At 66.8% G+C, this 22,110-nt stretch carries 18 protein-coding genes and 1 tRNA gene; 9 read left to right on the forward strand and 10 right to left on the reverse strand.

All coding sequences use genetic code 11. The features are described 5' to 3' along the window. Positions 1 to 94 precede the first annotated feature (94 nt). The 5 genes from JOD97_RS29865 to JOD97_RS29885 are packed head-to-tail and all read left to right on the forward strand — an operon-like array spanning position 95 to position 3,921. On the forward strand, positions 95 to 904 hold the full coding sequence (locus JOD97_RS29865) for an SDR family NAD(P)-dependent oxidoreductase (RefSeq protein ID WP_209726443.1): 810 nt from the start codon (positions 95 to 97) through the stop codon (positions 902 to 904). Positions 905 to 918: 14 nt separating this feature from the next. Then, on the forward strand, positions 919 to 1,482 hold the full coding sequence (locus JOD97_RS29870) for a MarR family winged helix-turn-helix transcriptional regulator (protein ID WP_209726444.1): 564 nt from the start codon (positions 919 to 921) through the stop codon (positions 1,480 to 1,482). Positions 1,483 to 1,492: 10 nt separating this feature from the next. After that, a complete protein-coding gene (locus tag JOD97_RS29875; RefSeq protein WP_209726445.1) occupies positions 1,493 to 2,347 on the forward strand; it encodes an enoyl-CoA hydratase family protein in 855 nt (284 codons plus the stop codon). 3 nt (positions 2,348 to 2,350) lie between these two features. Then, positions 2,351 to 3,532, forward strand: coding sequence for an acyl-CoA dehydrogenase family protein (locus tag JOD97_RS29880; RefSeq protein WP_209726446.1), 1,182 nt, complete (start codon positions 2,351 to 2,353; stop codon positions 3,530 to 3,532). Beyond that, positions 3,532 to 3,921: a RidA family protein gene (locus tag JOD97_RS29885; RefSeq protein ID WP_209726447.1), complete on the forward strand. Its 390-nt coding sequence runs from the start codon at positions 3,532 to 3,534 to the stop codon at positions 3,919 to 3,921. Before JOD97_RS29880 ends, JOD97_RS29885 begins: the two co-directional genes overlap by 1 nt. A gap of 4 nt (positions 3,922 to 3,925) precedes the next feature. Here JOD97_RS29885 and JOD97_RS29890 read toward each other — a convergent pair whose 3' ends face one another. From JOD97_RS29890 to JOD97_RS29915, 6 genes are all read right to left on the reverse strand, one after another. Beyond that, entirely contained in the window at positions 3,926 to 5,974 is a 2,049-nt protein-coding gene (locus JOD97_RS29890; protein ID WP_209726448.1) for an acyltransferase family protein, read from the reverse strand. Between the two features lie 131 nt (positions 5,975 to 6,105). Beyond that, a complete protein-coding gene (locus JOD97_RS29895) occupies positions 6,106 to 7,545 on the reverse strand; it encodes an Atrophin-1 multi-domain protein (protein WP_209726449.1) in 1,440 nt (479 codons plus the stop codon). Between the two features lie 249 nt (positions 7,546 to 7,794). Continuing rightward, complete coding sequence (locus JOD97_RS29900; RefSeq protein WP_209726450.1) at positions 7,795 to 9,333, reverse strand: hypothetical protein; 1,539 nt, start codon at positions 9,331 to 9,333, stop codon at positions 7,795 to 7,797. 12 nt (positions 9,334 to 9,345) lie between these two features. Beyond that, on the reverse strand, positions 9,346 to 9,762 hold the full coding sequence (locus JOD97_RS29905) for a GtrA family protein (RefSeq protein WP_209726451.1): 417 nt from the start codon (positions 9,760 to 9,762) through the stop codon (positions 9,346 to 9,348). Between the two features lie 4 nt (positions 9,763 to 9,766). Next, the gene (locus JOD97_RS29910; RefSeq protein ID WP_308937260.1) at positions 9,767 to 10,702 is read right to left on the reverse strand and encodes a glycosyltransferase family 2 protein; all 936 of its coding nucleotides are present in this window, start codon (positions 10,700 to 10,702) and stop codon (positions 9,767 to 9,769) included. A gap of 309 nt (positions 10,703 to 11,011) precedes the next feature. Continuing rightward, positions 11,012 to 11,086: transfer RNA gene (locus tag JOD97_RS29915), tRNA-Arg, on the reverse strand. Between the two features lie 146 nt (positions 11,087 to 11,232). Here JOD97_RS29915 and JOD97_RS29920 point away from each other — a divergent pair. Further along, positions 11,233 to 11,955 carry a WecB/TagA/CpsF family glycosyltransferase gene (locus JOD97_RS29920; protein WP_209726453.1) on the forward strand — a complete coding sequence of 241 codons (723 nt, stop codon included), beginning with the start codon at positions 11,233 to 11,235 and terminating at the stop codon, positions 11,953 to 11,955. Positions 11,956 to 12,019: 64 nt separating this feature from the next. Here JOD97_RS29920 and JOD97_RS29925 read toward each other — a convergent pair whose 3' ends face one another. The 4 genes from JOD97_RS29925 to JOD97_RS29940 all read right to left on the reverse strand — a co-directional run bounded on the left by JOD97_RS29925 (position 12,020) and on the right by JOD97_RS29940 (position 17,046). After that, complete coding sequence (locus tag JOD97_RS29925) at positions 12,020 to 13,186, reverse strand: acyltransferase (protein WP_209726454.1); 1,167 nt, start codon at positions 13,184 to 13,186, stop codon at positions 12,020 to 12,022. Between the two features lie 147 nt (positions 13,187 to 13,333). Continuing rightward, positions 13,334 to 14,500 (reverse strand): acyltransferase, encoded by a 1,167-nt coding sequence (locus JOD97_RS29930; RefSeq protein WP_209726455.1) that lies wholly within the window; start codon positions 14,498 to 14,500, stop codon positions 13,334 to 13,336. 146 nt (positions 14,501 to 14,646) lie between these two features. Beyond that, the gene (locus tag JOD97_RS29935; protein WP_209726456.1) at positions 14,647 to 15,804 is read right to left on the reverse strand and encodes an acyltransferase; all 1,158 of its coding nucleotides are present in this window, start codon (positions 15,802 to 15,804) and stop codon (positions 14,647 to 14,649) included. Positions 15,805 to 15,945: 141 nt separating this feature from the next. Beyond that, positions 15,946 to 17,046, reverse strand: a complete 1,101-nt coding sequence (locus JOD97_RS29940; protein ID WP_209726457.1) for an acyltransferase — start codon at positions 17,044 to 17,046, stop codon at positions 15,946 to 15,948. A gap of 201 nt (positions 17,047 to 17,247) precedes the next feature. On the opposite strand from JOD97_RS29940, the gene JOD97_RS29945 reads away from it, so the two are divergent. From JOD97_RS29945 to JOD97_RS29955, 3 genes are all read left to right on the forward strand, one after another. Next, positions 17,248 to 19,152: an ATP-binding cassette domain-containing protein gene (locus tag JOD97_RS29945; RefSeq protein ID WP_209726458.1), complete on the forward strand. Its 1,905-nt coding sequence runs from the start codon at positions 17,248 to 17,250 to the stop codon at positions 19,150 to 19,152. A gap of 317 nt (positions 19,153 to 19,469) precedes the next feature. After that, positions 19,470 to 20,678, forward strand: a complete 1,209-nt coding sequence (epsL, locus tag JOD97_RS29950) for an XrtB/PEP-CTERM-associated polysaccharide biosynthesis outer membrane protein EpsL (protein ID WP_229264840.1) — start codon at positions 19,470 to 19,472, stop codon at positions 20,676 to 20,678. A gap of 5 nt (positions 20,679 to 20,683) precedes the next feature. After that, complete coding sequence (locus tag JOD97_RS29955; protein ID WP_209726460.1) at positions 20,684 to 22,063, forward strand: undecaprenyl-phosphate glucose phosphotransferase; 1,380 nt, start codon at positions 20,684 to 20,686, stop codon at positions 22,061 to 22,063. Positions 22,064 to 22,110: the final 47 nt, after the last annotated feature.

The following is a 22,110-nucleotide window of genomic DNA, read 5'->3' on the forward strand; positions in this document are numbered from 1 at the left end:
CAATGCATGCGTGATCGGCGGCGCATGCATGGCGGATTACGGCGTTCCGCCTAATCCGCCCTACGTGTTTTATCATATTTAAAGGGTTGAACGAATGAACCAAGCACTGATATCACAACACATGCCCCTGTCCGGCAAACATGCCCTGGTCACCGGCGGCGCACGCGGCATCGGCGCCGCCTGCGCGCAGGCCTTGCTGCTGCGCGGCGCCCGCGTCACCCTGGCCGGGCGCGACGCCCAGGCATTGGCCGCCGCCCAGGCATCCATGTCCACCGCGTGCCCGCCCGGCGCCGAAATCGCCACCCAGGTGCTCGACGTCGCCGACGAGGACTCGGTGCGCGCCGGTTTCGCCGCCTCCGCCGAACGCTTCGGCCGCATCGATATCCTGATCAACAACGCCGGCCAGGCCGCCGCCGCGCCGTTCGGCAAAACCGATGCCGCGCTGTGGCAACGCATGCTGGACGTGAACCTGACCGGCACCTTCCACTGCGCCCAGGCGGCGCTGCCGGCCATGCTGGAGGCGAAGTGGGGACGCATCGTCAACGTCGCCTCGACCGCCGGCTTGACCGGCTACCGCTACGCCACCGCCTACACCGCCGCCAAACACGGCGTGGTCGGGCTGACGCGCGCGCTGGCGCTGGAAGTGGCGACGAAAGGCGTAACCGTCAACGCCGTCTGTCCCGGCTATACTGACACCGATATCGTGCGCGACGCCGTCGCCAATATCGTCGCCAAGACCGGCCGTGGCGAGGAAGAGGCCCGCGCCGAACTGGCCGCCGGCAATCCGCAAAAGCGGCTGGTGCAAAGCGAGGAGGTGGCCAACGCCGTCGTCTGGCTTTGCCTGGCCGAATCGGCCGCCATGAATGGACAGTCCATCGCCGTCGCCGGCGGTGAAGTCATGTGAAGCACAAGGACGTTATGCCCATATCAGACAACGATCGAAACGACGACAACCCGGACGAAGCGGCGGCCGGCGAGGCGCCGGTGCTCGACCTGGCCAGCCGCCTCACGCAAGACCATCACCAGTCGCTCAAGCTGTGGCTGCGCATGCTGTCGTGCACCGTCAAGATCGAAAACGAGATCCGAAGCCGCCTGCGCGCGACCTTCGGCATCACGCTGCCGCGCTTCGACCTGATGGCGCAGCTGGAGCGCTATCCGCAGGGCCTGCGCATGGGCGAGCTGTCGAAACGGATGATGGTCACCGGCGGCAACATCACCGGCATCACCGACCAGCTGGAACAGGAAAAGCTGGTGGTGCGCGTGCCCGATCCCAAGGACGGCCGCGCCTACAGCGTCAAGCTGACGGCGTCCGGGCGCCGCGCCTTCGCCGAGATGGCCGTGGTGCACGAGGGCTGGATCGCCGAACTGCTGCAGGACATGCCCGGCGCCGACAAGGGCCGCTTGATCGACCTGCTGTCGCAGATGAAGCAACACCTGTATTCGGCCGATCGTTCGGCCGAGCGCAACGCCGACGAAAAATAAGGACCACACCATGCGCTATCTTCCTGGCGAAGCCCACAAGCTGTCCGGCAACCGCGTCACGCTGGCGGGCTACCGGGCCAACCATTTTCTGTTCGAGGCCGACGGCGGCGTGGCCACGCTGACCTTGAACCGCCCGGACCGAAAAAATCCGCTGACCTTCGACTCCTACGCCGAGCTGCGCGACCTGTTCCGCGCGCTGGCGCACGCCGACGACATCAAGGCCGTGGTGATCACCGGCGCCGGCGAAAACTTCTGTTCCGGCGGCGACGTGCACGACATCATCGGCCCGCTGACCAAGCTCGATATGCCAGGCCTGCTGGCCTTCACGCGCATGACCGGCGATCTGGTCAAGGCGATGCGCGCCTGTCCGCAGCCTATCGTGGCGGCGGTCGACGGCATCTGTGCCGGCGCCGGCGCGATGCTGGCGCTGGCGTCCGACATCCGCCTCGGCACGGAGCGCAGCAAAACCGCGTTCCTGTTCACCCGCGTGGGCCTGGCCGGCTGCGACATGGGCGCCTGCGCGCTGCTGCCGCGCGTGATCGGCCAGGGCCGCGCCGCCGAACTGTTGTACACGGGCCGTTCGATGTCCGGCGTCGAGGCGGAGCGCTGGGGATTTTTCAACAGCCTGCGCGCGCCGGAGGAATTGGCGGACGCCGCCCGCGCCTTCGCGCAGGGGTTGGCCGACGGCCCGACCTTCGCGCACGGCATGACCAAGAACATGCTGCAGCAGGAGTGGAACATGGGCGTCGACCAGGCCATCGAGGCGGAGGCGCAGGCGCAGGCGATATGCATGGCGACCAACGATTTCCACCGCGCTTACCACGCCTTCGTGGCCAGGCAAAAACCAGAATTCGAGGGCGATTAAGGGATGACCGATAAAACCTATCTGGAGTGGCCGTTCTTTGAAACGCGCCACGCGGCGCTGGAGCAGCGGCTGGACGAATGGGCGGCGCGCCACATCGGGCAGCATCACGGCGCCGACGTCGACGATGCCTGCCGCCGGCTGGTGCGCCAGCTGGGCGAGGGCGGCTGGCTGCGGCACGCGGTGGCCGGCGTGGCGCACGGCGGCGAGGGCGACGCCATCGACACCCGCGCCATCTGCCTGATCCGCGAGACGCTGGCGCGTCACGACGGCCTGGCCGATTTCGCCTTCGCCATGCAGGGGCTGGGCGCGGGCGCCATCAGTTTGCACGGCAGCGCCGCGCAGCGCGACGCCTACCTGCCGCGCGTGGCGCGCGGCGAGGCCATCGCCGCCTTCGCGCTGTCGGAACCGCAGGCCGGTTCCGACGTCGCCGCCATGCAGTGCGCGGCGGTGCCGGACCAGGACGGCGGCCATTATGTGCTCGACGGCGAAAAAACCTGGATCTCCAACGGTGGCATCGCCGACTTTTACGTGGTGTTCGCCCGCACCGGCGAGCAGCCCGGCGCGCGCGGCATCAGCGCCTTCATCGTCGATGCCGGTACGCCGGGCTTCGACATCGCCGAGCGCATCCAGGTGATCGCGCCGCATCCGCTGGCGCGCCTGACGTTCAGCGGCTGCCGCATCCCTGCCGCCAACCGGATCGGCGCGGCGGGACAGGGCTTCAAGGTGGCGATGGCCACGCTCGACGTGTTCCGCACCTCGGTCGCCGCCGCCGCGCTGGGCTTTGCGCGGCGCGCGCTGGACGAGGCGCTGGCGCACGCCACGCGGCGGCCGATGTTCGGCCAGATGCTGTCGGACTTCCAGCTGACGCAGGCCAAGCTGGCGCAGATGGCGACCGGCGTCGACGCCGCCGCCTTGCTGACCTATCGCGCCGCCTGGCAGCGCGACCAGGGTAGAAAGGTGACCAAGGAGGCGGCGATGGCCAAGATGACCGCCACCGAAACGGCGCAGCAGGTGATCGACGCCGCGCTGCAGATGTTCGGCGGCCTTGGCGTGGTCAGCGAGCAGCCGGTCGAGCGGCTGTACCGCGAGATCCGCGCGCTGCGCATCTACGAGGGCGCGACCGAAGTGCAGCAACTGATCATCGCGCGCGAGCTGCTGCGCGACCTGACGAGCAAGGAAGCATGATGGAGATACTACAACCGCCGCATTGGGCCCGGCCGCGCGGCTATTCGAACGGCGTGGCCGCCAGCGGCCGCACGGTCTGCGTCAGCGGCATGATCGGCTGGGACGGACAGGGCGTGTTCCACACCGACGATTTCGCCGGGCAGGTGCGCCAGGCGCTGGAAAACGTCGTCGCCGTGCTGGCCGAGGCGGACGCCCGGCCCGAGCACATCGTGCGCATGACGTGGTACGTGATCGACCGCAAGGAGTACGTCGCCGCCTACAAGGAGGTGGGCGCGGCCTACCGCGACGTCATCGGCGCGCACTATCCGGCGATGACGGCGGTGCAGGTGGCGGGCCTGGTCGAGGACCGCGCCCGCGTCGAGATCGAGGTGACGGCGATCGTGCCGTAGCGCGTCAGCGCGACGACATCCGCGCCGGCGCGTCGTGCCGCCCTGCCAGCAGCGTGACGATGGCCGGCTGGTTCAGCATCACGCGGCCGCCGACGACGGTCAGGTGCTGCGAGTCGATGTAATACAGATCAGCGCGGCCGCTGTAGCTGCAGCGGCCGGCGGCGCACAGCGTGGCGGCCGGGTCGACCAGCGTGACGCCGGGATAGCGCCGGCCGATGTCGTCGATGTAGGCGCTGGCCAGGTCGGCCTTGTTGATCACCAGGCTGTCGGCCACGGTGTGGCCGTCGCCCGATGGTGGCATGCCCAGCGTCGTCGCCATGGCCTTGCGGGCCGGGATCAGCGTGGCGGCGACCGCGCGCACCGGGTCGAAGTTAAACATCGGCACGTCCTTGAGCAGTACCACCGACTTGCCGGCGGCCGTCATCATGGCCACCGTCTCCGCCAGCCCCTGGCGCAGATATTGGTGGCTTTGCTCCGGCGTGACCTCGGCGTCCGGCCGCGCGTCGAGCACGAAGCGCTGGCCCGCCGCCTCCTGGTCGAACGGCGCCGACCAGTAGCCGGCCATCACCACGGTTTTGATGGCGGGATCGTCGCGCACCCTGGCCAACGCCGCCTGGTTGTAGCTGGCGCACTCGCGCGCGTGCAGCGGCTGATTGAGCATGCGGCGGGTGACGCCTTGCAGCGTGGGGCACGAGGCCTTGGTCAGCTGGGTGAAGCCGATCCCGTAGCGCGACGCCAGCGCGCGCAGGCCGCCGGCGATGGCGGCCGCGTGGCTGTCGCCGATCAGCGCCAGCGATCCCTGTCCGGCGCCGGCCACGCACGCGGGCGCGAGGTTGAGCGCCGTCTGGCCGTAACCGACCAGGCATATGTCGCCGGGGATCGGCGCGCCACGCTCGATGGCGACGAAATCGTCGGGCAGGCGTTGCGGCCATCCGCGCCCGGCGACCAGGCCGACGCCGATGGCCAGCATGGCCGCCGTGGCCGCGCCGTAGCGCCACAGCGTGCCGGCGTCGCCGGCCTTGTTGGCGCGGAACGGCCGCTCGATCCACCGCCACGAGGCGATGGCGGCCACGAACGCCAGCGCGACCAGGATCAGCGCCGTGCCCACGCCGAGCGGGCGGTCCGCCACCAGCCTGGCAAAGCTGAGCATCGGCCAGTGCCACAGATACCAGGAATACGACACCAGGCCGACGAACACCAGCGCCTTGTTGCCAAGGACGACGCGGTTGACCAGGCTGCCATTGGCGGCGATCAGCATCGCCGCGCCGAGCACCGGCAGCGCGGCGGCGACGCCGGGGAAGGCGGTGGTGCCGTCATACAGCGTGACGGCGGCCAGCACCGCCAGCAGCCCGGCGGCGCCGAGCGCCTGCGTGACCCAGGCCGGCGGCGTCCGGCGCGCCAGCGCGGCGCGGCTGTCGTAGTGGGCCAGCAGGGCGCCGACGCCGAGCTCCCAGGCGCGCGACGGCAGCAGGAAAAACGCCGTCGACGGATTGCGCGACGTCATCCAGACCGAGGCCAGCAGCGAGGCCGTCGTCAGCGCCGCCAGCGCCGCGCCGGTGTTCCAGCGGTAGCGGCGGATCAGCAGCAGCACCGGCGGGAAGAACAGGTAGAACTGTTCCTCGACGCTGAGCGACCAGGTCATCATCAGCGGCTTGAGCTCGGCCGAGGAGGAGAAGTAGTTGGCGCTCTTCCAGAAATAAATGTTGGAGACGGCGCCGATGTTGGCCACCGCGCTTTTCGAGAAGTCTTGCATTTCGGCGCCGGTCATGACCAGCGCGGCCGTGGCGAAGCACACCAGCAGCACCGCGAACAAGGCCGGCAGGATGCGCCGCGCGCGGCGCGCATAGAACTTGGCGTAGCTGAAGCGTTGCTCGGCGATTTCCCGCCCGATGATGCCGCAGATCAGGTAACCGGAGATGACGAAGAAAATGTCGACGCCGACGAAGCCGCCGCCAAAGCCGCGCACGCCGGCGTGGAACAGGATCACGCACGACACCGCGATGCCGCGCAGGCCGTCGATGTCGCTACGGTAGGTGGAAGAGGATTGGGTCATCGGTCGGCGCCATGAGTGGGAGGGACCCGCCCGGCCTTGTCCGGCCAGGCGATCCGATCATAGCATAAACCCAATATTGCCACGCGGCGGGCGGGCGGCGAAGTTGTGCCGCCCGCGCCGAAGTCCCCGCCTTAGTTGGCGGTGAGCACGCCCCGTACTTTCGAGGCGGTCCAGACGCCGCTGTCGGCCAGCAAGGTCACCACGACCTTGCCCAGCGACGCGTTCGGCCAGGTGAACGTGGCCGAGGAGCCGTCGCCGAGGTAGCCGCTGTCGAAGTACAGCGCGCCGCCGACGGTGACCTGCAGGCGGATGGTGGCGCCGCCGCTGGCCACCGACGCGAAGCGCATCTTGTTGCCGCTCTTGAGCGCGCTCCAGCTGACGTGGCTGGCGCCGGTGCTGTAGTTGACCTGGCTGAGCTTTTTCTCGGTGTACGGGAACACCAGGGCTTGCTGCCAGGTGTCGAAGCTGCCCGGGCCGTTGCCGCCGCCGCCGACCTTTTGCCAGTCGCCGCGCATCGACAGCACGCCCGGCTTGTCCAGGTTGTCGAACGAGTTGCCGTCGCCATCGATCCAGCTCTCGCCCCACAGCACCGGGCGCAGCGCCGCGCGGATGCGCTCGAGGTCGGCCACCACGCGCGGGTCCCAGCCGTTGGGCATGAGCGTGTAGTTGGCGCCGTTTTCGATATAGATGCCGAACGCGACGTCATAGGTGCGGTCGACCACCAGCGCGCCGTACATGCGCAGCGTGTTGGCCACCTTGCGCAGCGCCGGGCTGGCGATGGTCGTGTGATCGAACGAGGCCGGCAACATCATGCGCGTGCCCAGCGGGATCTGGCCGGTGTTGGTGTTGGCCGTGCTGTCGGCCGTGGTGGCCGGGAACACATAGCTGGGCTGGTCGATGCCGTTGGCCAGCGACTGGCTCGGCAGCGCCATGGCCAGCGCGTGCTTGTAGTACTCGGCGCCGTCGTCGATCTCGTGACGGCGGATCAAACCGCCCGACGGCGGCACGCCCGACGAGCGCACGCCCTGGCTCCAGTGGACGGCGTCGCCCCAGCCGCGGCCGTCGATGCGGGTCCACGAATACATGCCGGCGGTCCACTTGCCGTTCACCCAGCGCAGCCGGTAGAACGAGTGGACGATGCCCGTCTGCGTGTCGACGATGTCGGCGTGGCCGTCGGCGCCGCTGGCGCCGGTCACGCCGGCCGGCCAATGCGGCAGCGTGACGTTGCGGGAGTAGCTGGCCGAGTCGGGGTCGGCCACGTTATAGACCGTCATCGGCGTGTCGCTGGCCGTGGCCTTGAACACCGTGAGCGAATACGGGCCGTCGTCGACGGCCGGCAGCCAGGTCGGGTTGAAGACCGGCTTGCGCAGCTCGAACGTGCCCAGATGGGGACGGACCGGACGCGCGTTCCACGGCGAATCGACCGAGAACAGCCGCTTGTAGCTCCCCCATCCGGTGGGAGAATCGTAGGCGTTTTGGGCCTGGGCGGTGAATGGAATCGACGCCATCATGGCGCCGGCGATACAGGTTGACGCGAGCAGGGCGCGCAGTCGGGTGGGGCTAAATCTCATGTACAGTCCTCTGGATTGATGAAGGCTGTAACTGACCGTGAGCAATTTATGCTTTTATGAAACTTATTATAGGGCATTAAGTTGCTTTTGTAAAATTTCCTTTCGGAATAATTTTACAGTGTCGCGCGGCTACGTCATTTGTTATCAGGAACTGTATATAGTCTGACAGCATCGCGGAACGGTACAAGACGCCGGCGCGCGGGGCGCGGCCGGGGGAGCGGGCGGCCCGGAGGGGCCGCCGCGAGGATGTTAGCCGGCCGCCGCCGACAACGGCCGTGGCGCGGCCGCTTCCGGCGCCGGCGCGGCTTGCCCGGCTGGCAACTTGACGCGGTGGTAGCGCACCGCCACGATGATCATCGCCATCAACTGCAAGATCCAGACGATGCGGCCCTGGTAGCGGTCGTGCGGCGTCGACAGCGCGCCGCACACGCCGGCGTTGATCAGCATGCTAAGCAGCATGATGGCCACCAGCGTCAGCTCGCCGTAGCGGCGCCGCCTGAACAGCACCACCACCGCCGCCAGGCACACCAGCAGCGCCGCCACGCTGGTGACGCGGATCAGCAGCGCCGAATAGCTGACGTTGAAGCTGCCCGTGGCGGCGCGCGTGTGCTCCAGCGTGGTCTGTTCGGCGGCCGGGATTTTCGGCGCGAAGGCCGGCACCATGCCCGGCGCGTAGACGAATTCCTCCAGGCCGATATAGCCGAGCTGGGCGCCGATGTTGCGCGCCGAATTTTCCAGCACCGGCAGCGGGTAGTGGGTGAAGACGGCTTTGGCGAACGCGAAGTCCTCCTGCCCGAGGCGGGTGCGGGACGCCCTGGTGGCCAGCGTGAACACGCCGATGCGCGGGTCGGCGCTCCACAGGAAATCGTCCGACGTGCCGCGCGTGAAGTCGCGCGCGTAGCGGCACACCTCGAAACCGGCCTGCGGGCACTGGGTCCGCACGAAGGTGTTGCCGGGGCCGTCGGCCAGCAGCCGGGCCGTCATGAACGGCGGACGGATCGGTGCGGTGCCGGTGAAGTAGCGCACGCCGGCGCTGAAGGCGGCCTCGCCGCCGACGCCGACGCCGACCAGTCCGAACGCGAGCAGCACCGCCCGCCAGTTGACCGGCTTGCCGCGGTTGAGCAGCAGCGACAACGCGACCAGCGTGATCACGGTGGCCAGGATGATCATGATGTTGGCGGTGTGGAACAGCACGGCCGCCACCGTGACCAGCGCCCAGAACAGGCGGATGGCGCGCGGCGCGCGCGGCATCAGGATCAGGGCGACGACGCCGGCGATGCCCAGCCCGGCGAACACGTCCGGCATCAGCATGCTGTTGAAGTAGGGCAGCGGGCTGGCCACGGCCAGCGCCAGCAGCACGGCGGCGATGGTGCGGTAATCGATGGTGTAGCGCTGGCGCAGGAACGTGGCGATCATGGCGGTGGCCAGCAGCGCCTGCAGCAGCGGCACGCCCTTCAGACCCAGCAGACAGGCCGTCAGCAGCAGGAACATGCCGTAGTAGATCGAGCGGCCCGAGATCACGCCGCTCTTGTCGGGCGAGCTGCTCAGCTGGGCGGACGGCGCGGGCGCGGTGCCTGCGTGGGGCGCCGGCGCGGCGTCGGCGCCGGCGTTGAGCCAGCTGCGCGCGGTCTCGGTCTCGACCAGCAGGTTGGCGGCGCTGGCGGCGCCCTTGATGTAGGCGGTGGTGTCCTGGAACAGGAACGGCTGGCCGTTGAACCAGGCCGGCCAGCTCAGCAGGAACGGCAGGACCAGAAACGTGATCAGTTTGTAAAAATTGAAAGTTTTCATCGTTCTATCGTCTCAGCGCGTCGGGCTTTTTTTGTTGAAGACAAAGAAGTTTGCCATGATGAAGTTGGCCACCAGGCCGGCGCAGGCGCCAACGCCGGCCGACAGCCAGGCGTTGTTGTGCGTCAATGGCAACGAGGTGAACGCCAGCATCGAGGCCAGCGCGTTGATGCCGGCGCCCGGCAGTTGCGACAGCGCGAACGTGAACAGCCCGCGCCAGCTGGCGCCGCCGGCGCGGTCGCGGAAGGTCAGCGAGCGGTTCAGCGCCCACGACAACGCGATGGCCAGCGCCACGCTGATCACGCGCGCCAGCGTCGGCCAGCCGGTCAGCCGGATCAGCAGCCAGAAACAGGAGGCGTCGAACAGGAAGACGACACCGCCGATGCAGCCGAACTGGAGGAACTTGACGAGGAAGGCGGTGTCGAGGCGCATCGGCTTATTTCGGTCGGGTGTGGTAGCGCGGGGTCGCCAGGAAGGACAGCTGCTTGATCTCGCGCCGGCCCTGGGTGACCGAGGTCAGGATCAGGCCGCACACGGCGCTCAGGATGCCGAGCATGACGATGAAGGCCGACAGGATCGCCGTCGGCAGGCGCGGCACCAGGCCGGTGTGCAGGTAGTCGCGCAGCACCGGCACGAACAGCGCCAGCGCCAGCAGCACGGCGACGACGCCGAAGCTGTTGAAGAACAGCGCCGGGCGCTCCAGCTTGATCAGCTTGAAGATCATCCACAGGATCTTGAAGCCGTCCTTGTAGGTGCTCAGCTTGCTGACCGAGCCTTCCGGGCGGGCGCCGTAGTTGGTGTCGAAGTCTTCGCTGCGCATGCGCAGCTCGAGCGTGTGCACGGTCAGCTCGGTCTCGATCTCGAAGCCCTTGGACACCACCGGGAACGATTTGACGAACTTGTGCGAGAACACCCGGTAGCCGGTCAACATGTCGCGCGTGGCGCGGCCGAACAGCTTGGCGACGATGGTGGTGAGCATCCAGTTGCCGAACTCGTGGCCCTGGCGGTAGGCTTCCAGCGCGGTCGAGTGGCGCACCGCGTTGATGCAATCGAGCTGGCCCTCGACCAGCCGGCGCACCATCGCCGGCGCCACCGAGGCGTCGTAGGTGTCGTCGCCGTCGACCATCACATAGACGTCGGCGCTGATGTCGGAGAACATGCGGCGCACCACGTTGCCCTTGCCCTGCAGCGGTTCGTGCATGACGACGGCGCCAGCGGCCAGCGCGATGGCGCTGGTGTCATCCTTGGAATTGTTGTCGTAGACGTAGACCGTCGCGTGGGGTAGGGCAAGTTTGAAATCGGCGACCACCTTGGCCACGGTGGTCGCTTCGTTGTAGCAAGGTACTAAAATGGCGACTGAAATATCTGACAAATTTTTTTGTTCGAATGTCATTGCTGGCAATCCTTCAAAATTGAACGGGGGCAGTAAACGCTGTGTTGCGGGCGGCGATGCTGCGTTGACTTTATCCTAAGTCGCTAGTATAGCGCTGCGCTGCACAAAAAGGTTGTCAAAAGAAAATCGAACGCGATTTTTCACGCTGAAATATCGGCGCCGGCGCGGCCTGCCCGGCGTGAATAGTTCCATTTGGTTAACGTTTTTGCGGTGGTGCGCGCCGCCGGGGGCGGGCGGGGCTGGCCCGGTCGGCGTCGGCCCCGACAGGGGCACGGAGGCGGGGACCGGTGGTCCCCCCGACTGGAATCGAACCAGTATCCCACGCTTAGGAGGCATGTGCACTATCCATTGTGCTACGGGGAGGACGCGGAGCGAGCGCATTATAGCCCAAGCGGCGGCGCCCGTGCGTCCCGGCCGGGTGGCGCGCTATAGAATACCCTTGGCAAAGAGGAAACTCCACGCTACAGTGCCTGGGTTGGCCGAATCCGGCCCCAGCTTCCCACGCCATCATGGACCAACCGCACATCATTTCAATCTCCCAGTTCCCGGTGATCAGCACCACGCAACAGCAACTGGCGCGCCGCCTGTTGGACGCGGTCGATGCCAAGCAACAAATTATGCTGTTCTTCGCCAACACCAACCTGGTGGTCAAGGGCCGCTTCCTGTTGGCGCACACGGCCGATCCCGCGCTGCTGCTGGTGAACGACGGCGTCGGGCTCGACATCGCGGCCAAGCTGCTGCACGGCCAACGCTTCCGCGAAAACTTGAACGGCACCGATTTCACGCCCTTCCTGTTCCGCCAAAGCCCGGTGCCGCTGAAGGTGTTCATGATCGGCGGCAAGCCCGAGGTGCTGGCGCGCGCGGCCGAGCATGTGCGCACCGTGCTGGGCCAGCAGGTGGTCGGCGTCTGCGACGGCTATGACGGCATGCGCCAGGGCGGCCTGGTCGAACGCGTCAACGCCAGCGGCGCGCAAGTGGTGCTGGTGGCGATGGGCAATCCGATCCAGGAGCGCTGGATCGTCGAGCACCGCGCCGCGTTGCGGGCCAATATCTTCATGGGGGTCGGCGCGCTGTTCGACTTCTGGGCCGGCGACAAGCCGCGCGCGCCGCGCCTGTTCCAGCGCCTGCGCCTGGAATGGCTCTACCGCCTGAGCCTGGAGCCGCGCCGCCTGCTGCGCCGCTATACCTGGGACATCCTGGTGTTTCTGCGGCTGTGCTTTAAATACCGTTGAGGATGGTGTTGGCATAAATCTATCGAAGGGGCGGTCGCGAACCAGCGAACGCCCACCGCCTCGCTCAGCTGGCCCGGCGCACGCCGCCCGGCAGGTAGGCGCGGATCAGCAACAAGGCTTGTTTCGTCACGCGCTGCAGCGCCGGCTCCAGGTGCCGCGCGATCAGCCAGCTGGCCGCCAGCACCAGCGCCACCGACGTCGCCAAGGCGAGCCAGCGGTTCCAGCCGCCCAGCACCAGCGCGCCCATGATGGCGCCGCCGACTACCTGGTGCAGCAGATACAGCGGGAACGTCATCATGCCGGCGGTGCGGATCGCGGCGCGCGCCGCGCCTGGCAAGCGATGCCATTGTGCATTGGCCTTGACCGACCACACCATGAACGCCATCGCCACCAGCCAGGTGACGCACGGCGCCAACGCGCTGTTGTGCACGCCGAATTCGGCGTTGCCGATGCCGTTGTGGGCGACGATCTGCACGCAGCCGGCAATCAGCAACGCACCTATCCACAGCAGGTTGGCGCGCGCGGGGCGCTTGACCAGCTCAAGCCACAGGAACACACCGAGCGCGAAGAATATGCCGTGGTGCACCAGCAGCAGGGCGACCAGGCGCGAATCGCGCGCGGCCGCCAGTTTGACGCCGAGGCCGGACGCCGGGTCGGCCACGGCCAGGGCCAGCCAGAACAGCGCGCTGACCGTGCCGAGCACCATCGCCAGCGGACGCACCAGCGAGAAGCGGCCCAGGCAGATGATGCCGAGCACCGTCGCGTAGAACGCTATCTCGATGCCCAGCGTCCAGTAGGCGAGGTCGATCCACGGGCCCCACGGAATGAAGGCCATGCTGTGGCGAAAGCCCCGGTACATCTCCTCGGCCGGACTGAAGCCGATGACGATGGTGACCAGCAGGCTCAGCGGCGCGCAGATCCACGCGCCCGGCCCCAGGCGCACCACGCGGCTGGCGAAAAACCCGAAAGGCGTCGCTTTTTCACCGGAGAAGGCGATCACGAAGCCGGAGATCACGAAGAATATCTGCACGCCAACCCAGCCAAAATGGCTGAACGGGGTCATCTCCGGAAAGGTGACCGCCTGCTGCGAGGCATTGCCGATGTAGCCGTGACGACTGACGTTGATCACGTAGCAGAAATGGAAAAACAGCACCATGAGGGCGGCGGCGAAGCGCAGCACGTCGATGCCGAGCAGGTGTTGTTTGGGGGCGGAATTGGCGGCAACGGTCATGGGGGCGGTCGATGTGGGAGCGGGTCCGCGCGGGACGCCCGGCTTCTTTTACGGAAATATTTTAAGTTAGACAACTATATCGATTTTTCCGAAAAGACGGCGTTCGATAGAAATCGAGCGCCGCCGCTACGCCGCCATGGCCCCGGCTCAGCTGGCGCGGCGCACGTCGCCCGGCAGGTAGGCGCGGATCAGCATCAAGGCTTGTTTCGTCAGGCGCTGCAGCGCCGGTTCGAGATGCTTGGCGATCAGCCAGCTGGCCGCCAGCACCAGCGCCACGGTCGCCGCCAGGGCGTTCCAGCGGTTCCAGCCGCCTAGCACCAGCGCGCCCAGGATGGCGCCGCCGACCACCTGATGCAGCAGGTACAGCGGGAATGTCATCATGCCGGCGGTGCGGATCGCGGCGCGCGCCGCGCCGGGCAAACGGTGCCAGTGCGCGTTGGCCTTGACCGACCACACCATGAACGCCATCGCCAGCAGCCAGGTGGCGCACGGCGCCAGCGCGCCGTGGTGCGCGCCGAACTCGGCGTTGCCGTGGGCGTTGTCGGCGACGATTTGCACGCAGCCGGCGACCAGCAGTGCGCCTATCCACATCTGGTTGGCGCGGGCGGGGCGCTTGACCAGCTCGAGCCACAGGAATACGCCGAGCGCGAAGAATATGCCGTGGTGCACCAGCAGCAGGGCGACCAGGCGCGACCCGCGCGCGGCCGCCAGTTTAAGGCCGAGACCGGACGCGGGGTCGGTCACGGTGACGGCCAGCCAGAACAGCGCGCTGACCGCGCCCAGCACCATCGCCAGCGGGCGCACCAGCGGAAAGCGGCCCAGGCTGATGATGCCCAGCACTGTCGCGTAGAACGCCACCTCGATGCCCAGCGTCCAGTAGGAGCCGTCGATCCACGGGCCCCACGGGATGAAGGCCATGCTGTGGCGCAGGCCCCGGTACATTTCCTCGGCCGGACTGAAGCCGACCGCGATCGTCGCCAGCAAGGTCAGCGGCGCGCAGATCCACGCGCCCGGCCCCAGGCGCACCACGCGGCTGGAGAGAAAACCGAACGGCGTGGCTTTTTCACCGGAGAATGCGATCACGAAGCCGGAGATCACAAAGAATATTTGCACGCCGACCCAGCCGAAATGGCTGAACGGGGTCATCTCCGGAAAGGTGACCGCCTGCCGCGAGGCGTTGCCGATGAAGCCGTGCGGACTCACGGTGATCAGGTAGCAGAAGTGGAAAAACAGCACCATGAGCGCGGCGGCGAAGCGCAGCACGTCGATGCCGAGCAGGTGTTGTTTGGGGGCGGGACTGGCGGTGACGGTCATGGAGGGCGGTCGGTATGGGGCGGGGCCGCGCGCGACGCCCGGTTTTTTCACGGAAATATTTTATGTTCGACAACTATATCGATTTTTCCGGAAAGGCGGCGTTCGATAGAAATCGGGCCGCCGCCGCGCCCCACCGTCCGCCTGGCTCAGCTGGCCGGGCGCGCGCCACTGGGCAGGTAGGCGCGGATCAGCGGCAAGGCTTGTTTCGTCAGGCGCTGCAGCACCGGTTCGAGATGGCGGGCGATCACCCAGCTGGCGGCCAGCGCCAGCGCCATGGTCGCGGCCAGGGCGCTCCAGCGGTTCCAGCCGTTCAGCACCAGCGTGGCCAGAATGGCGCCGCCGGCCATCTGGTGCACCAGATACAGCGGGTACGTCATCATGCCGGCGGTGCGGATCGCGCCGCGCGCCGCGCCCGGCAAGCGATGCCACAGGCTGTTGGCCCGGACCGACCACACCATGAACGCCAGCGCCGCCAGCCAGGTGGCGCACGGCGCCAGCGCGCTGTAGTGCGCGCCGTACTGGGCGTTGACGCGGGCGTTTTCGGCGGCGATCTGGCCGCAGCCGGCGACCAGCAGCAGGGCGATCCATCCCAGATTGACGCGCGCCTGGCGTTTGACCAGCGCCAGCCACAGGAACACGCCCAGCGCGAAGAACACGCCGTGCTGCACCAGCAGCAGGGCGACCAGGCGCGATTCGCGCGCGGTGGCCAGTTTGTGCCCGAGTCCGGACGCCGGGTCGGTCACGGCCACGGCCAGCCAGAACAGCGCGCTGACCGCGCCCAGCGCCATCGCCAGCGGGCGCACCAGCGCAAAGCGGCCCAGGCAGATGATGCCCAGCACCATCGCGTAAAACGCCACCTCGATGCCCAGCGTCCAGTAGGAGCCGTCGATCCACGGGCCCCAAGGGATGAAGGCGATGCTGTGGCGCAGGCCCGCATACAGTTCCTTGGCCTGGGAGAAGCCGAGCGCGACCATCACCAGCAGGGTCAGCGGCGCGCAGATCCACGCGCCCGGTCCCAGGCGCACCACGCGGCTGGAGAAAAACCCGAACGGCGTGGCTTTTTCGCCGGAGAAGGCGATCACGAAACCGGAAATCACGAAGAACACCTGCACGCCGACCCAGCCGAAGTGGCTGAACGCGCTGGTTTCGGAGAAGTCGAGCGTCTGCCGCGTGGCGTTGCCGATGAAGCCGTTAGGATTGAGGTAGCAGAAGTGGAAAAACAGCACCATCAGGGCGGCGGCGAAGCGCAGCACGTCGATGCCGAGCAGGTGTTGTTTGGGGGCGGGACTGGCGGGAGCGGGCATGAGTTGTCAATGGGTAAGGGGGCGCCGCGCGGGCGCCCGGCTACCGCGTATTATAATTCAAATATTTCATACTTGACAATTAGATTTATCTTTTCACAACAGCTGTGCTCGCTAGGCGAGCCGCCGCGCCGTCGCGGTTGGTTAGGCGGCGGCGGTCGCGGCGCCGCCGCGCGCGTGGTGATAAAGATGCTTGACCAGGTGCGTCAGCGGTTTTTCGAGCACGACATGGCATAGCCAACCGGCCGCCACGCACGCCGAGATCGTGATGAGGGCCGCGCCCTCGGCGGCGATGGTTGGATAGCCGAGCCTGGCCAGCTTGCCCATCACCCTGGGCGCCAGCATGTACAGCACCGGCACATGCACCAGGTAGATGGAGTACGAGGCGTCGCCCAAGGCGATCAGGGCGCGGGGCCAGCGGACTTTGCTTTCCGATAATAAGACAAACGCAAACAGCAGCGCCGCCGGCACGCCGCGCGTCACCAGCCGGAAGCCGTCGTCCACCGGGATTGGCGCCGCCAGCGCGAGCGCGATCAGTCCGGCGACCAGGCAGGGATAGGCATGCTTGGCAGCCAAGCTGCCTTTCAGGTAGGCGGTGGCGATCGCGGCGCCGAGCAGGAACTCCAGGATCACACTGTTAAACAAGAAGGCGCGAAGGACCGAGCCCGGCGGCAGCAGCGCGCCGAGCGCGTAGCCACCGGCCACCAACATGGCGGACGACGCCAGCAGACGTTTTCTTTGTATCAGGATGGAGGCGGCGAACACCAGGTAAAAGAACACTTCGTAGTTGAGCGTCCAGCCGACGCCGAGGATGGGCTGCAGAATGCCGATCTCGTTAAAGGACGGGACGAAAAACACCGACAACAGGCGCAGCGGCGTGAGGTCGAAGTCGGCGCCGCCGGCGGGCTTGGTGTAATACGCCAGGCAGCACACGCCAAGGGTCACCACGGCGTACAGCGGCCACACCCGGATCAGCCGGTTGATCAGGAAATCGGCGGTCGACTTGATGCCTTGCTGGTATGGGCGCGAGATGTAAATCATCAAAAACCCGCTCAGCACGAAGAACACATCCACGCCCATCGCGCCGAGGTCGACCAGGATGGGGTGCGACAGCAGCGGCGAGGGCGCCAGCCCGAAGCTGGCCGGCAGCTTGATGGTCACCGCTCTGAGCACGTGGTGGAAGACGACCGCCAGCGCGGCGAGTCCGCGCAGCGCTTGCAGTGAGGATAGACCTGGTTTGGACATGGGGGCTCGTGGGGAGGATTGCGGCGCGATACGCCGGAATTGCTATATTACACTTATAATTTCCTTTTTACAATTAGTATTATCGGGGAGTTAAGTAAAGGAATCTGGCACCTGGAGCGCCACTATCGGTACAATGCACGTTTCATCCATCTCAACGACGTTGCGCCCGCCCGCGGCGCGTCGCCAACACACTTACTCACTATGGCTGTCATCTCTCTTTCTTCGGCGCAACTCGCGTTCGGACACGTCGCGCTGCTCGATCACGCGGAATTTTCTTTGGAGGCCGGCGAGCGCGTCGGCCTGATCGGCCGCAACGGCACCGGCAAGTCGTCGCTGCTGAAGGTGATCTCGGGCCGCTTCAAGCTCGACGACGGCCTGCTGGTGATGCAGCAAAACCTGCAAATCGCCTATGTCGAGCAGGAACCGGTGTTCGATCCGGAGATGACGGTGCACGACGCGGTCGCCGCCGGCATGGGCGAGCTGCCGGCGCTGCTCAAGGAATACGACGCGCTGACCGGCCAGTTCGGCCAGGGCAACGACGATGCCGTCATGGAGCGCATGCACGACATCCAGGTCAAGCTCGACGCCGGCGACGCGTGGAACCTGTCGAACAAGGTCGAGACCGTGCTCGACAAGCTGAACCTGACCGGCGACATGCTGATGAAGACGCTCTCGGGCGGGATGCAAAAGCGCGTGGCGCTGGCGCGCGCGCTGGTGTCGGCGCCGGACGTGCTGCTGCTCGACGAACCGACCAACCACCTCGACTTCAGCTCCATCCTGTGGCTCGAGGGCTTGCTGCGCGACTTCAAGGGCAGCGTGCTGTTCATCACCCACGACCGTTCCTTCCTGGACAACGTCGCCACCCGCATCATCGAACTCGACCGCGGCCGCCTGCTGTCATACCCGGGCAACTTCACCACCTACCAGACCCGCAAGGCCGAGCAGCTGGAGAACGAGGAGGTCGAGAACGCCAAGTTCGACAAGTTCCTGGCGCAGGAGGAGGTGTGGATACGCAAGGGCGTCAAGGCGCGCCGCGTGCGCGACGAGGGCCGCGTGCGCCGCCTCGAGGCGCTGCGCCTGCAGCGCTCGGCGCGCCGCGAGCAGCAGGGCCAGGTCAAGCTGGAGGTCGGTTCTAGCGAGCGCTCGGGCAAGATCGTCGCCGAGCTGGAAAACATCAGCAAGCGCTTCGGCGAGCGCGTGATCGTCGACAACTTCACCGGCACCGTGCTGCGCGGCGACAAGGTCGGCCTGATCGGCGCCAACGGCGCCGGCAAGACCACCCTGCTCAAGATGATCCTGGGCGAGCTGGCGCCCGATAGCGGCAGCGCGCGCCTGGGCACCAAGCTGCAGGTGGCGTACTTCGACCAGATGCGCACCCAGCTCAACGAGGAGGCCAGCCTGATCGAGACCATCTCGCCGGGCAGCGACTGGGTCGAGGTCAACGGCCAGCGCAAGCACTCGATGAGCTATCTGAACGACTTCCTGTTCTCGCCCGAGCGCGCCCGCTCGCCGGTCAAGTCGCTCTCCGGCGGCGAGCGCAACCGCCTGCTGCTGGCGCGCCTGTTCGCCAAGCCGGCCAACTGCCTGGTGCTGGACGAACCGACCAACGACCTCGACATCGACACCCTGGAGTTATTGGAGGAGTTGCTCGAGGAATACACCGGCACCGTGTTCCTGGTCAGCCACGACCGCACCTTCCTCGACAACGTCGTCACCCAGGTCATCGTGGCCGAGGGCGAGGGCCGCTGGCGCGAGTTCGTCGGCGGCTACAGCGACTGGGAGCGGGTGCGCGACACGGTGGCGCCCACGCCCAAGGCCAAGCCGGCCGCCAAGGCCGCCGAGCCGGTCTCGACCATGGCGGCGCCGGCCGCCGCCAAGGCCAAAAAGCTCAGCTTCAAGGAGCAGCGCGAGCTCGACGAGCTGCCCAAGCTGATCGCCGCGCTCGAGGACGAGCAGAGCGCGCTGGCGCTGCAGCTGTCGGACCCGGATTTCTACAAGAAACAGGCGGCCGAGGCCAAGCGGGTCAACGCCCGCGTCGAGCAGATCGAGGTCGAATTGCTGGAAGCGCTGGAAAAGTGGGAACAGATCGAGGCGCGCCAGCGCTGAGCCCGGCGCCGTGAAAAAATGTTGCGGTGCGGTATAGACACCCAAGGTTGCTTCAAATATAATTTTACGGCGTCGGCGAGCGCCGGCCGCCGTCAAAAATGTAATGTGTGGAAGTCTTGTTATCACGGTGATATGATTCAGCGTCGCCGTCGCGGCCAGGCTTTGTTGCGCGCCGGACGAGGCGGTTTTACGGGGTTTTCCACGGTGCGCCGTCCCGGGCGCACACTCTCTAGGACTAAGAGCAAAAAAATGTTGAGATCGCATACAAGAACATCCCGGCTGTTTCCCCTGTCGACGCGGACCGCACCGTGGGCCTGATGCGCGCGCCCGGCGCCGGGAAACTCATCGCGTTGCCGCTCATTATCAGCGGCCTGTTCACCGCCTCCGCGCGGGCCCAGATCAGCGACACGTTCCAGCCGTATGTATCGGCTGGCTACGCCTACGACGACAATTTGCTGCGCCGTGACAACACCAAAAACTCCGGCGCGGCCGAGTCCGACACCTACACCACCCTGGTGGCCGGGGTCGGCATGGAGCGTCCGATCGGGCGCCAGGTGGTGACCGCGTCGGTGCGCGCCAGCAAGGTCGCGTTCGACAAGAACAGCCAACTCGACTATACAGGCAAGGACGCCGCCGCCGAATGGCAGTGGCAGCTGGGCAACCACCTGAACGGCCACGCCGGCGCCAGCTACAGCGAGTCGCTGGCCTCGTTCGCCGACTTCGGCTCGAGCGAGCGCAACATCCGTACCGACACCAAGCGTTACGTCGACGGCAACTGGCGCTTCCACCCGTCGTGGCAGGTCCACGCCGGCTACGTCAACGAACGCTTCGGCTTCGACCTGCCGTCGCAAAGCTATAACAACCGCACCGAGAAGGCCGCCGAAACCGGCTTCGACTACATCGCCAGCAGCGGCAGCACCTTCGGCATGGTGGCGCGCAAGCTCAAGGGCGAGTATCCGAACCAGGGCGTCAACCCGGTCACCGGCGTGTCCATCGACAACGGCTACGACCAGGACGAGCTCAAGGTCAACGTCCACTGGCTCGCCAGCGGCGTGACCCAGGTCACCTTCCTCGGCGGCTGGGTGCGGCGCACCCACGACACCGACAAGCAGCGCGACGACAGCGGCGTCAACGGCCGCCTGATCGCCAACTGGACGCCGCTGGGCCACACCCAGTTCAACGCCATGGTGTGGCGCGAGTTCGGCGCCGCCGAGGGCGTCTTCGTCAACAGCGCGCTGAGCACCGGCGTCAGCGCCGGCGCCGCGTGGTCGCCGACGGCCAAGCTGACCTACACCGGCAACGTCAAGTACGAGCGGCGCGAGTTCGAGCCGCTCACCGGCATCACCGGCCTGGGCGGGCTGACCGACAACGCCCGCACCGCCTCGCTCGGCGTCACCTACCAGGCGTGGCGCCAGGTCAGCCTGAGCCTGAACGGCTTCACCAGCCGCCGCTCCGGCAGCGCCGCGGCGGCCACGTCGAGCTACCGCGCCAAGGGCCTCTCGTTTAACGCCACCGTAAAGTTTTAAGCGTCATGACGGTCAATGAGAGTCCCCTGATCACCTTTTTCGAGCGCGTGGTCGATCCCCTGATCATCATGGGGATGTTGTATTTGTGCACCGTCGCGCTGGGCGCCAGCTTCACCGGGTACTCGCTGGTGCTGACGATCATCGCCTTCTTCGTCGCCTCGTCGGTCTACAAGTACATCGATCCATACCGCAGCTGGCACACCGGCGGGCGCTGGGCCGCCGCGCGCGACCTGGTGCTGGGCTGGCTGCTGACGGTGGTGCTGCTGATCCTGATCGGCTACGCCAGCGGCATGGTGCCGCACTACGACCGCACCGTGGTCGTGGTGTGGATGGCGGCCACGCCGCTGGCCATGCTGCTGTGCCACCTGGCCGCGCACCGGCTCGGCGCCGACCCCCGCCGCGGCCAGTTGAGCTCGGTCGTGATCGTCGGCGCCAACGACGTCAGCGTCAAGTTCGCCGCCACCATCGGCCGCCTGCCCAACCTGCTGATGAACGTGCACGGCTACTTCGACGACCGCGGCCCGGAGCGCCGCGTCGAGGGCGTGGCCCATCCGATGCTCGGCCGCATGTCCGACATCGCCGCCTACGTGCGCCAGCACCAGATCAAGATGATCTTCATCAGCCAGCCGATCTCGGCCCAGCCGCGCATCCGCCAGCTGCTCGACGAGCTCGAGGACACCACCGCGTCGGTCTACTTCCTGCCCGACATCTATGTGTTCGACCTGATGCAGGCGCGCTTCGGCAGCGTCGGCGGCATGCCGGTGATCGGCATCCGCGAGTCGCCGTTCACCGGCGTCAACAGCATCATCAAGCGCTGCAGCGACATCGTGCTGGCGCTGGCGATCCAGATCCTGCTGATCCCGGTGATGCTGGTGATCGCCGTGGCCATCAAGCTGACCTCGCCGGGACCGATCATCTTCCCCCAGCGGCGCTACGGCCTCAACGGCGAGGAGATCATCGTCTACAAGTTCCGCTCGATGACGGTGACCGAGAACGGCGACAAGGTGGTGCAGGCCAAGAAAGGCGACCAGCGCATCACGCCGGTCGGCGGCTTCCTGCGCCGCAGCTCGCTCGACGAGCTGCCGCAGTTCCTCAACGTGCTGCAGGGGCGCATGAGCATCGTCGGGCCGCGCCCGCACGCGGTCGCCCACAACGAGCAGTACCGCAAGCTGATCAAGGGCTACATGCTGCGCCACAAGGTCAAGCCGGGCATCACCGGCTGGGCCCAGGTCAACGGCCTGCGCGGCGAGACCGAGACGCTCGACAAGATGGAGGCGCGCATCGAGTACGACCTCGACTACCTGCGCAACTGGTCGCTGTGGCTCGATTTGTGGATCATCGTGCGCACCGTGCTGGTGGTGGCCAAGCGCGAGAACGCGCATTGACGGGGAGGGCGTCGAATAGGAATGCTGCATTGCGATATTTGTGCCAC

The organism is Duganella sp. 1411, from assembly GCF_017833525.1.
In the GTDB taxonomy this organism is placed as follows: Bacteria; Pseudomonadota; Gammaproteobacteria; order Burkholderiales; family Burkholderiaceae_D; genus Rugamonas.

Coding starts and splice junctions, on each gene's coding strand:
- JOD97_RS29865 (WP_209726443.1), top strand. CDS start 95: ATGAACCAAGCACTGATATCACAACACATGCCCCTGTCCGGCAAACAT.
- JOD97_RS29870 (WP_209726444.1), top strand. CDS start 919: ATGCCCATATCAGACAACGATCGAAACGACGACAACCCGGACGAAGCG.
- JOD97_RS29875 (WP_209726445.1), top strand. CDS start 1,493: ATGCGCTATCTTCCTGGCGAAGCCCACAAGCTGTCCGGCAACCGCGTC.
- JOD97_RS29880 (WP_209726446.1), top strand. CDS start 2,351: ATGACCGATAAAACCTATCTGGAGTGGCCGTTCTTTGAAACGCGCCAC.
- JOD97_RS29885 (WP_209726447.1), top strand. CDS start 3,532: ATGGAGATACTACAACCGCCGCATTGGGCCCGGCCGCGCGGCTATTCG.
- JOD97_RS29890 (WP_209726448.1), bottom strand. CDS start 5,974: ATGACCCAATCCTCTTCCACCTACCGTAGCGACATCGACGGCCTGCGC.
- JOD97_RS29895 (WP_209726449.1), bottom strand. CDS start 7,545: ATGAGATTTAGCCCCACCCGACTGCGCGCCCTGCTCGCGTCAACCTGT.
- JOD97_RS29900 (WP_209726450.1), bottom strand. CDS start 9,333: ATGAAAACTTTCAATTTTTACAAACTGATCACGTTTCTGGTCCTGCCG.
- JOD97_RS29905 (WP_209726451.1), bottom strand. CDS start 9,762: ATGCGCCTCGACACCGCCTTCCTCGTCAAGTTCCTCCAGTTCGGCTGC.
- JOD97_RS29920 (WP_209726453.1), top strand. CDS start 11,233: ATGGACCAACCGCACATCATTTCAATCTCCCAGTTCCCGGTGATCAGC.
- JOD97_RS29925 (WP_209726454.1), bottom strand. CDS start 13,186: ATGACCGTTGCCGCCAATTCCGCCCCCAAACAACACCTGCTCGGCATC.
- JOD97_RS29930 (WP_209726455.1), bottom strand. CDS start 14,500: ATGACCGTCACCGCCAGTCCCGCCCCCAAACAACACCTGCTCGGCATC.
- JOD97_RS29935 (WP_209726456.1), bottom strand. CDS start 15,804: ATGCCCGCTCCCGCCAGTCCCGCCCCCAAACAACACCTGCTCGGCATC.
- JOD97_RS29940 (WP_209726457.1), bottom strand. CDS start 17,046: ATGTCCAAACCAGGTCTATCCTCACTGCAAGCGCTGCGCGGACTCGCC.
- JOD97_RS29945 (WP_209726458.1), top strand. CDS start 17,248: ATGGCTGTCATCTCTCTTTCTTCGGCGCAACTCGCGTTCGGACACGTC.
- epsL (WP_229264840.1), top strand. CDS start 19,470: ATGCGCGCGCCCGGCGCCGGGAAACTCATCGCGTTGCCGCTCATTATC.
- JOD97_RS29955 (WP_209726460.1), top strand. CDS start 20,684: ATGACGGTCAATGAGAGTCCCCTGATCACCTTTTTCGAGCGCGTGGTC.